Raw genomic sequence first — 10,277 nt, 5'->3', positions numbered from 1 at the left:
GCAGCGGCCTCGCCCCATCGGATCGCCTACGCGTCCCCGTCGGACTGCCTACGCGTCGATGCGCGAGCGGTCCAGCGTCGCCGCGGAGCTGGAGATGAACTCCTTGCGCGGGGCGACGTCGTTGCCCATCAGCAGGTCGAACACCTGCTCGGAGGCTTCGAGGTCGGAAATGTTGATCCGGCGCAGCGTGCGGTGGCGCGGGTCCATGGTCGTCTCGGCCAGCTGGTCCGCGTCCATCTCGCCGAGACCCTTGTAGCGCTGGATCGAGTCCTTGTACCGCACGTTCTTGCGCTGAAGCTCCAGCAGGGTCTCCCGCAGCTCACGGTCCGAGTACGTGTAGATGTACTTGTCCTGGCCCTTCTTGGGCTGGCTCAGCTCGATCCGGTGCAGCGGTGGCACCGCCGCGAACACTCGGCCCGCCTCGACCATCGGCCGCATGTACCGCTGGAAGAGCGTCAGCAGCAGAATGCGGATGTGCGCGCCGTCGACATCGGCGTCGACGAGAAGAATGATCTTTCCGTAGCGCGCCGCGTCGATGTCGAAGGTCCGGCCTGATCCGGCTCCTATGACCTGGATGATCGCGCCGCACTCGGCGTTCTTCAGCATGTCCGTCACGGACGCCTTCTGAACGTTGAGGATCTTTCCGCGGATCGGCAGCAGCGCCTGGAACTCGGAGTTCCGGGCGAGCTTGGCGGTGCCGAGCGCCGAGTCGCCCTCGACGATGAACAGCTCGCTGCGCTCCACGTCGTCACTGCGGCAGTCGGCGAGCTTGGCCGGCAGCGAGGAGGACTCCAGAGCCGTCTTCCGCCGCTGGGCGTCCTTGTGCTGGCGGGCCGCGATCCGCGTACGGGCGGCCGAGACGGCCTTCTCCAGGACGACGCGGGCCTGTGCGGCCGTGTCCCGCTTCGCGGAGGTCAGGAACGCCTTGAGCTCCTTGGAGACCACGTTCGTCACGATGCGGCGGGCCGCGGAGGTGCCGAGCACCTCCTTCGTCTGACCTTCGAACTGTGGCTCGGCGAGCCGCACGGTGACGACGGCGGTGAGGCCCTCCAGGGCGTCGTCCTTGACGACGTCGTCCTCGGCGACGCGCAGCAGTTTCTTGGTGCGCAGCACTTCGTTGACGGTCTTGGCGACAGCTTGTTCGAAGCCCGCGACGTGGGTTCCGCCCTTGGGTGTGGCGATGATGTTCACGTACGACCTGAGCGTCGTGTCGTAGCCCGTACCCCAGCGCATCGCGACGTCGACGCCCAGCTCACGGGTGACTTCGGTCGGAGTCATCTGACCGTGGTCGTCGAGGACCGGGACGGTCTCCTTGAAGACGCCCTGGCCGGAGAAGCGGAGCACGTCGCAGACGGGCTTGTCCGAGGCCAGGTACTCGCAGAACTCGCTGATGCCGCCGTCGAAGCGGAAGGACTCCTCGCCTTTGCTGCCCCCCTCCCCGAGCCCGACCTCGTCACGGACGACGATGGTCAGGCCGGGCACGAGGAAGGCGGTCTGCCGGGCTCGCTGGTGCAGGTGCTCCAGGGAGAGCTTGGCGTCCTTGAGGAAGATCTGGCGGTCGGCCCAGTACCGCACGCGCGTGCCGGTGCGGTTCTTAGGGATCCTCTTGAGCTTGCGCAGCCCGGACGACGCGTCGAACGCGGCATCGGCGCCCTCGCCCTTGAAGGCGCCGGGCGTGCCCCGCCGGAAGCTGACCGCGTGGGTGTTGCCCCCACGGTCCACCTCGACGTCCAGGCGGGCCGAGAGCGCGTTCACCACGGAGGCGCCCACGCCGTGCAGACCGCCGGAGGCCGCGTACGAGCCGCCGCCGAACTTGCCTCCGGCGTGCAGCTTGGTCATCACGACCTCGATGCCTGACAGGCCGGTTTTGGGCTCGACATCGACCGGAATACCCCGGCCGTTGTCCCGCACCTCGACGGAACCGTCGTCGTGCAGGGTCACGTCGATGTGGTCGCAGTAGCCTCCGAGGGCCTCGTCCACGGAGTTGTCGATGATCTCCCAGAGGCAGTGCATCAGACCGCGGCTGTCGGTCGACCCGATGTACATGCCCGGGCGCTTCCGCACGGCCTCAAGACCCTCAAGGACGAGCAGGTGCCGCGCGGTGTAGTTGGAACCGTCCCGGTCTGCTGCGGTCAGCAGGGCTGTGGACGGCACGGACGTCTCGGCGGTCACGCGGTTCGCTCCTCGCTGAATTTCAGTTGGGGCCCTTTTGGGTAAGGACCCGGCTTCGGTCACCGGTCCGAGGGTACCGAGGCCTGGTAGAGCCGTTGTAACGCCACCCTCGTCCCAAACGCAGACTAGTCCAGAGCCGCACGCCTGTTCGATCCCTCGTTGGAGTGAAGTACATATCACGTTCCCTTCCAGGCATGAACCATTTAGGCTCCGGGCACGTCCTCAAGAACAACCGGCAAGCCAGCCGGGAGGACTGAACCTGACAGAGCGCGAACCCGTAAGACACGAAGACACGCAATACGGCTCATTCGCCGCCAACCGGCAGCAGACAGCCGACTCGGAAAGATTTTTTTCGAGGAAGAGCCACAAGCGGGAACGTTTTCGGCCTGGTTGGATGTTGACCCTGGTACGACAGCTCGTCGAGCTAGAGAAGAGGCGACGTGACTACTGTTCTGACCCCCGCGAGCCCACTGACGGCCGCTGACCGCTGCGACCGTTGCGGCGCCCAGGCATATCTGCGCGTCGTCCTCCTCAGCGGTGGTGAACTGCTCTTCTGCGCCCACCACGGGCGCAAGTTCGAGCCGGAACTCAAGAAGATCGCCGCTGAGATACAGGACGAGACGGAGCGGTTGACTGCCGCCCCGGCAAGCGCCAATGACGAAGAGCACTGACACTTCGCGCAGACGACGAGCCATCTCCGGCACAGGCCGGTGACCGGGCGGCCGCCCCTGGACCCAGGGGCGGCCGCCCGTGCTCGTGGCTGCACAAGCCGTACGACGGCTCTCAGCGGCCCCCTCGGAGCGCCCTGGCGACCTCTGAGACCCGCACGTAGACCCCCGGGCTGCCTGCTCGCCCGCAGCCGTTCCCCCACGACACGAGGCCGATCAGCCGCCCCTGGGCGACCAGCGGCCCACCGCTGTCGCCCTGACAGGCGTCCCGACCGCCGGCCTCCCCCGCGCACAGCATGGAGCCGGCCAGGTACGTTCCGTCCGCGCTCCCCGGATAGGCCTCCTCACAGACGGCGTCGGACAGCACCTGGACGCGCGACGCACGCAGCGTGCTCGCGTAGGCCCCGCCTCCCGTCGTGTCGCCCCAGCCGTAGACCACAGCCTCCGTACCGGGCCTGTAGGCGGCGTCCCCGGGGCCCGCCATGGGGATGACCGAGCCGGCGGCGAGCGGCTCCGACAGGGTGAGCACCGCGAAGTCCCCCGCGTTCGTGTAGCCGTCGTACTCCGGGTTGATCCAGATGTCGCGTACGGCGGCCTCGCTGCCCGCGTCCGCCCGGAGGTCCGCGCGCCCCGCGACGACCTTCAGATCCGGGACCTGCCGAGGGGGCGTGCCCAGCACGTCCTCGCTCAGGCAGTGGGCCGCGGTCAGCACGCTGGACCGCCCGATCACCACACCCCCGCAGAACTGTCCCGCACGTGTACCCCCGAACCGGTCACGGCTGGTCAGGGCGACCGTCCAGGGGGTCGCGGAGATCTCGACCGGGTAGCCGCCTATGACGGCGTCGGCCCTCGCAGGGGCCGGGGACACCAGTGGTATCGCGGCCGCCGCTGCCACCAGGGCCAGCGCTCGGACGAAGGGACGACGCATGCGCGCTCCTCACTCCGGGGTTTCCATGAGACACCCAGCGTGATCCAGCCGGCGGCACTCCGCACTCCGCACACATCGAAGGCCCGGCTCCCTTCACGGGAAGCCGGGCCCTCGATGACGTACTGCGTTGCTGCGGCCGAGACCTGGGACGGGTCCTAGTCGAGGTAGTCGCGCAGGACCTGCGAGCGCGACGGGTGTCGCAGCTTCGACATCGTCTTGGACTCGATCTGGCGGATGCGCTCACGCGTCACGCCGTACACCTTGCCGATCTCGTCGAGAGTCTTCGGCTGGCCGTCGGTGAGACCGAAGCGCATCGAGACGACCCCCGCCTCGCGCTCGGACAGGGTGTCCAGGACGGAGTGCAGCTGCTCCTGGAGGAGCGTGAAGCTGACCGCGTCGGCCGGGACGACCGCCTCGGAGTCCTCGATGAGGTCACCGAACTCGCTGTCGCCGTCCTCGCCCAGGGGGGTGTGGAGGGAGATCGGCTCACGACCGTACTTCTGGACCTCGATGACCTTCTCGGGGGTCATGTCGAGTTCCTTGGCCAGCTCCTCCGGGGTGGGCTCACGGCCCAGGTCCTGGAGCATCTGGCGCTGCACGCGCGCGAGCTTGTTGATGACCTCGACCATGTGCACCGGGATACGGATGGTGCGGGCCTGGTCGGCCATGGCGCGGGTGATCGCCTGACGGATCCACCACGTGGCGTACGTCGAGAACTTGTAGCCCTTGGTGTAGTCGAACTTCTCCACCGCGCGGATCAGACCGAGGTTGCCCTCCTGGATGAGGTCCAGGAAGAGCATGCCGCGGCCGGTGTAGCGCTTGGCCAGGGAGACCACCAGACGGAGGTTGGCCTCCAGGAGGTGGTTCTTGGCGCGGCGGCCGTCCTCGGCGATGATCTCCAGCTCGCGCTTGAGCTTCGGTGCGAGCTTGTCGGCGTTGGCCAGCTTGTCCTCGGCGAACAGACCGGCCTCGATGCGCTTGGCGAGCTCGACCTCCTGCTCGGCGTTGAGCAGCGGGACCTTGCCGATCTGCTTGAGGTAGTCCTTGACCGGGTCGGCGGTGGCACCGGCGGCGGCGACCTGCTGCGCGGGCGCGTCGTCCTCGTCCTCGTCGGACAGGACGAACCCCTGCGCGCCGTCCTCGGTGGTCTCCTCGGTACCGGTCTTGCCGGTGCCCGGAGTCTCCTCGGCCGCGTCGTCGTCGACCTGCTCGGCGTCGTCCTTCTTGGCCGTGGTCTTCTTGACCGCCGTCTTCTTGGCGACGGTCTTCTTCGCGACCGCCTTCTTGGCGGTCGTCTTCTTGGCCGCGACCTTCTTGGCGGCTGCGTCCTCGGCGGGAGCCTCGACGTCAGGCATCACCGGCGTGGCGGTGGCGGTGGCCTTCTTGGCCGTCGCCGTCTTCGCCGCGACGGTCTTGGTGGCGGTGCGCTTGACGGGACTCTTCGCTGCGACGCTCTTCCGGGTGCGCTTCGGCTCCGCGGCACTGACCATCAGCGTCACACCCTCTTCCTCGAGGATCTGGTTGAGGCTGCGCAGTACGTTCTTCCACTGAGTGGCCGGAATCTGGTCAGCTTCGAAGGCCCGACGCACGTCGTCGCCGGCGATCTGCCCCTCAGCCTTTCCCCGCTCAATGAGCGCCATGACAGAGACGGACTCGGCGATCTCCGGCGGGAGCGTACGGGATGTGCTGGCCGACACGAACAACCTCTCGGAACGTTGGAAAACGGCTTCCGGCCCCGTCCACTACGGACAGGAGCCGACGACCGCCGACTTTGGAATGGGCCGACGGCGCGGGCGGGAGCCGGGAAGAGTCACAGCGCCTGAAGCGGCGCCCATATTCCCTACTCGGCTGTCACCTCTTAGGTCATCGCGCTGCCCCGAAGAGCGTTACGCCCAATCTGCGTGGCCCGAGTCACACCCCGTAAGCGCCTAAAGACGTCTATATACGATCAAAAGTGGTCAATCGGCGGCTCCAGCGTCTCCTCGCGCCGTCGGGCCCCGCCGAATCCTCGTGGGATCCGGTGGGGCCCGACGGCAGGCGGCTCGCCGGCCAGGTGATGCCACGCGGGGCCGCCGCTCCCGACCGCCCGTCACCCGCGGTACGCGCTCAGTGCTCGCGCGGCGCGGGCACGACGCGCTCCACCTCGGGGTGGACGGTGAGCAGTTGCCGCATGGCCGCCTCGGCACCCGAGGCGTCGCCCGCCGCGAGGGCGTCGGCGATGCGGGCGTGGTGCGCGAGGGAGGCCTCGTTCGGCCGGTCACAGCCCGCGACCGGGCCGCCGGAGACCTGGAGCGCGGCCGACACGATCCCGGAGAGGTGCTCCAGCATGCGGTTGCCTGCGACCTGGATGAGCAGGGAGTGGAACTCCGCGTCGGCCCGCGAGAAGGTGAGCGCGTCACCCTGCCCCATCGCGTGGCCCATGATCTCGACCATGTCGGCAAGCCGCTGCTGGACCTCCGGCCGGCCGTGTCCGGCGGCGAGGCGGGCGGCCAGCGGCTCGATCGTCCAGCGCAGCTCGCTCAGCTCACGACGCTGATCGTCGCGCTGCGGGCCGAAGGCGCGCCACTCGATGATGTCCGGGTCCAGGAGGTTCCAGTCGCTGACCGGACGTACGCGCGTGCCGACGTTGGGTCGGGCACTGACCAGGCCCTTGGCCTCAAGGACGCGGAGCGACTCACGGACGACGGTGCGGGACACCTCGAATCGCTGACCGATCTCCTCGGGCACGAGCGGGCGGTCGGCGCCCAGGTCACCGGAGACGATCATCTGACCCAGTTGCTGAACCAGTTGGCCATGCAGGCCGCGGCCGCGGCTGCCGGCGGCGCGTCGGCCCACGCGGCCCAGCTCCGGGTCCGTGGCGTCCCACACGGAGGCGCCGACGCGGTCCGCGACGGGGCCCTCCGCATAGGGGTAGCGGTCGAGTTCGCCCGGACCGGCGAGGCCGGAGTCTGCGGAACGGGCGGCGGTCATCATGGCGTGCGCAAGGGTAGTCACGGATCCTTTGTCGGCGTCGTCTCCAACTCCCTTGAGGTCTTTGGTGAAAAGCACACGAAAGGGTGATCGCTCACCCCGTCGCAATTGACGCCTTATCGGAAAGAAGTGGGCGCTCTGCGTGGAGTTGTGTACACAAGGGGAACACGCGTGCACGGACGGTCGTCATCGAACCCTGCTCCGCAGAGTCGTGAGCAGATATGCGCAGAGCAGAGCCGTGAGTGACAACGTCAGTGCGCCACCCACCGGTTGGGCGACCACGTCCGCCGCGGCGGCCAGATAGTGCTCACCCCCGAACGGCCACCGCACCAGCACGAGCTCCCGCAGCCTGGTCGAGAACCCGGCCGCCGTCCGAACCGACGGACCCTCCAGAACCCTTTGCACGGCCGGCACGACCACGATCGGCACAGCGAGAACCGCCGCGAGTCCGGCCGTCGTGGACCGGAAGATGCCCGCCGCCAGAACACCCGCCCAGGCACAGCCGACCATGAGGCCCGCCCAACTCGCACTCAGCGAGACCCACTCCGGGGGAACTCCGGTCAGCTCTCGTCCGTAGACGATGTAGAGCAGTTCGGCGTTCAGAGCCACCACGCCGAGAGCCAGGGTCAGCGCGGTGGCTGCGGCGACGACGAGTTTGGCGGCCAGCAGTCCCAGGCGGCGGGGGACGGTACCGCGGTCCGCGGCCAGGGCGGGATGACGGAACTCGTCACCGAAGGCGAAGGCACCGAGCAGCCCCGCGCCGAGCGCCGCGGGCGGCAGGGGGAAGTCCCGCGGCCACGCGGCGAGCAGCCGCGGCTGCGGCGTATGCCCCGCCCTGGCCAGGAGTACGGAGATGACGGCGGAGGCGACGAGCACGGCAGCCGCGGTCAGCCGACCCGTACCCACCCCCGCCGCGCGACGCAGTTCGTAGCGCAGCGGACGCAGAGGGCCGGCGCCCTGCCGGACGGTGATGGGCGGCGGCAGGGGCGGCAACTCGTGGGCGCCCTGCGCCTGCGGGGTCGATTCCGGCGCCTGCGGGGTCGATTCCGGCGCCTCGTCCTCGCGCGTGCCCTTCCCAGCCTCCTGCGCGGGCGTCGGCCCCATGTCCCCGACCTCGTCCGCCAGTTGATGTACGAGGATGCCGTGACGGTAGGCGGTTTCGCCGACCTCGGCGCAGGTGCTGCCGTAGACGGAGAGACGGTTGCCGTCCTCCCGCACGACCTCCACGGAGCACCGGGCGGTGCGGGCCTCCTTGGTCAGCAGGGCACCGAGCCGGGCGGCGTGCGGGCTTCGGACGGCGACGCGGGGCCGGAGCCGGGTGCGCGAGAAGTCCGCGACGTCCTGGTCGGCGACGAGCCTGCCCTTCTCCAGCGTGACGACCCGGTCGGCGCTCCGCGCGGCCTCCTTGGGGTCGTCCGTGGCGAACAGTACGGTGCCGCCGGCGCCTGCGTGGGCGCGCAGAACCCCGTGCAACCAGTGGCTTTCGCGAGCGGAGAGTCCATCGGCGGCGCCGTCGAGCACGAGGGTGTGCGGGTCGGACAGCAGGGCGCAGGCCAGGCCCAGACGGCGGTCCATGCCTCGCGAGAGGGTGCCCAGACGCTCGTCGCGCAGACTGACCAGACCCATCACCTCCAGGACGTCGTCGGCGCGCCGGGCCGGCACGCCCGCCGCGGCGCACAGCATGCGGAGTTGCCCCCGCACCGTGCGCGCCGGATGGCCGGGGACCTCGCCGAGGAGAACACCCACCTCGTGCGACGGATGGGCGATGCGGTGCAGCGGGCGGCCTCTGAAGTAGGTGATTCCGCGGCCCTGTTGGAGTTCGAGCATCAGCCTGAGCGCGGTCGTCTTGCCCGCGCCCGGGGCTCCGAGGAGCGCCGTGACACGGCCCGCCGGCGCCTCGAAGGTGACGTCGTCGACAGCGGGGGGAAGCTCCTTGCGGGCGTTACTGGTCAGTCCGATGGCCTGGATCACCCAAAGCAAGATAGCGCTCTATGTACCGTTTTACGGGCATCTTCAGGTGTGCTCGGAAGCAGACTCCGGGCCGGTCCGACCACTTGGCCGGAGCGCCGGCCCGGCAACCCGCCGGCCTCGGGGCCGGCCCGCTCCCGGGTGGACGTCAGACTTCGGGACGAAGCATCGGCGGGTTGAGCAGCGTGGCGCCGCCCGCACGGAAGAGCTGAGCCGGGCGGCCTCCCTGCCGGGTCGTCGTCCCGCCCGTGGGCACGAGGAAGCCCGGCGTGCCCGTCACCTTCCGGTGGAAGTTGCGGGGGTCGAGCGCCACGCCCCACACCGCCTCGTACACCCGGCGCAGTTCGCCGACCGTGAACTCGGGCGGGCAGAAGGCGGTGGCCAGCGACGAGTACTCGATCTTGGAACGGGCACGCTCCACACCGTCCGCGAGAATCGGGGCGTGATCGAAGGCGAGCGGCGCGGCCTGTTCTCCGTCACGGCCGTAGCCGCCCTGCTGCAGCAGGTCCTCGACGGAGGCCCAGCGTGCGCTCTTCGCGTCTCCGCCCGCCCTGGGCGCGGGCAGGTCGGGCGCAAGGGCGAGATGGGCGACGCTGACGACTCTCATCCGCGGGTCGCGCTTGGGGTCGCCGTAGGTCGCGAGCTGTTCCAGGTGCGCCCCGTTCGCCTGTGCGGGAGCGTCCGGGTCGTGTGCGCACAGCCCGGTCTCCTCCATCAGTTCCCGTGCCGCGGCCTGCGACAGGTCCTCGTCCGGCCTCACGAAACCGCCGGGGAGCGCCCAGCGCCCCTGGAAAGGCGACTCGCCCCTCCGTACCGCCAGCGCACACAGGGCGTGGCGACGCACGGTCAGCACGACCAGGTCGACGGTGACGGCGAACGGCGCGAAGGCTGACGGGTCGTAAGGCATGCCGCGATCATAGTCGTCTGCCTGACGATAAACACTCCCTTCGTCGGTCGCTTACGTGGCTGATCCGCTGCTCTCGGCGTCACGCACCGCCCTTCGGCGTCCCCGGCCGCCGGGAGTCCCGGGACCGAGCCGTACCGCTCGCACGGTCGCCGACTCCGCTCATTCCTTCCGTAGCAGCTGCGACGGAAGGAACGGATCGTGGACGGCGAGTGCCCCCGCTCCCCGCGGGCCGAGAACCGGGCCGATCGGCCGCGCTTGCCTCGCTCCCCGTTCCCGTGGTCCCCATGGTTCCCGTGGTCCGCGGCCTGCGCCGCCGACGGGAAGGTGCCCGGGGCGACCTCGCCGGGGCATCCCCGGACGGCCCGTCGGCGTCTGCCGGTGACGCCACCGGGACAACTGCCTCCTCGTCGACGCGCTCCGCACGCTCCCCGCGCAGGCAGCGGCGGATCGACTCAGGGTCCAGCCCTTCGTTGCACGCCTGATGGAGCAGGCGGGCGAAGAGGTATCCGGAATCCGCCCCGAGCGCCATGGACAGGGCTTCGCGGGCTTCCAGATCGTCACCGGAGGACCATGCGACCCACCCGGCGAGCGTGAGCGGAGCAGCCGCGTGCTCCCCGTACGAGCCGACGCAACGGCGGGCCAGGGCCCGCCGTTGCGTCGGCTC

Annotated in this window: 8 protein-coding genes; 1 reads left to right on the top strand and 7 read right to left on the bottom strand. The window is 69.7% G+C overall.

Annotation, left to right across the window (positions count from 1 at the left end):
• Positions 1 to 48 precede the first annotated feature (48 nt).
• Complete coding sequence (locus AOK01_RS18715; protein ID WP_055513120.1) at positions 49 to 2,172, bottom strand: DNA gyrase/topoisomerase IV subunit B; 2,124 nt, start codon at positions 2,170 to 2,172, stop codon at positions 49 to 51.
• Positions 2,173 to 2,612: 440 nt separating this feature from the next.
• On the opposite strand from AOK01_RS18715, the gene AOK01_RS18710 reads away from it, so the two are divergent.
• Entirely contained in the window at positions 2,613 to 2,843 is a 231-nt protein-coding gene (locus AOK01_RS18710; RefSeq protein ID WP_055513118.1) for a DUF7455 domain-containing protein, read from the top strand.
• Positions 2,844 to 2,955: 112 nt separating this feature from the next.
• Here the strand turns inward: AOK01_RS18710 and AOK01_RS18705 are convergent, their stop codons facing one another.
• The 6 genes from AOK01_RS18705 to AOK01_RS46570 form a co-directional block, all read right to left on the bottom strand.
• Positions 2,956 to 3,768 carry a S1 family peptidase gene (locus AOK01_RS18705; protein WP_055513116.1) on the bottom strand — a complete coding sequence of 271 codons (813 nt, stop codon included), beginning with the start codon at positions 3,766 to 3,768 and terminating at the stop codon, positions 2,956 to 2,958.
• Between the two features lie 155 nt (positions 3,769 to 3,923).
• The gene (locus tag AOK01_RS18700) at positions 3,924 to 5,465 is read right to left on the bottom strand and encodes an RNA polymerase sigma factor (protein WP_055513122.1); all 1,542 of its coding nucleotides are present in this window, start codon (positions 5,463 to 5,465) and stop codon (positions 3,924 to 3,926) included.
• Positions 5,466 to 5,874: 409 nt separating this feature from the next.
• On the bottom strand, positions 5,875 to 6,762 hold the full coding sequence (locus tag AOK01_RS18695; RefSeq protein ID WP_190850023.1) for a FadR/GntR family transcriptional regulator: 888 nt from the start codon (positions 6,760 to 6,762) through the stop codon (positions 5,875 to 5,877).
• 162 nt (positions 6,763 to 6,924) lie between these two features.
• Positions 6,925 to 8,709, bottom strand: a complete 1,785-nt coding sequence (locus tag AOK01_RS18690) for an ABC transporter ATP-binding protein (RefSeq protein ID WP_055513112.1) — start codon at positions 8,707 to 8,709, stop codon at positions 6,925 to 6,927.
• A gap of 145 nt (positions 8,710 to 8,854) precedes the next feature.
• The gene (locus tag AOK01_RS18685) at positions 8,855 to 9,613 is read right to left on the bottom strand and encodes an NUDIX hydrolase (protein ID WP_055513111.1); all 759 of its coding nucleotides are present in this window, start codon (positions 9,611 to 9,613) and stop codon (positions 8,855 to 8,857) included.
• Positions 9,614 to 9,692: 79 nt separating this feature from the next.
• On the bottom strand, positions 9,693 to 10,277 hold a 585-nt coding region (locus AOK01_RS46570; RefSeq protein ID WP_425424743.1), incomplete at its 5' end, for a DUF4192 family protein.

The organism is Streptomyces aurantiacus, from assembly GCF_001418335.1.
Classification (GTDB): Bacteria; Actinomycetota; Actinomycetes; order Streptomycetales; family Streptomycetaceae; genus Streptomyces; species Streptomyces aurantiacus.
The sequence above is the reverse complement of the archived record's forward strand: the minus strand, read 5'-3'. Positions and strand labels throughout refer to the sequence as shown.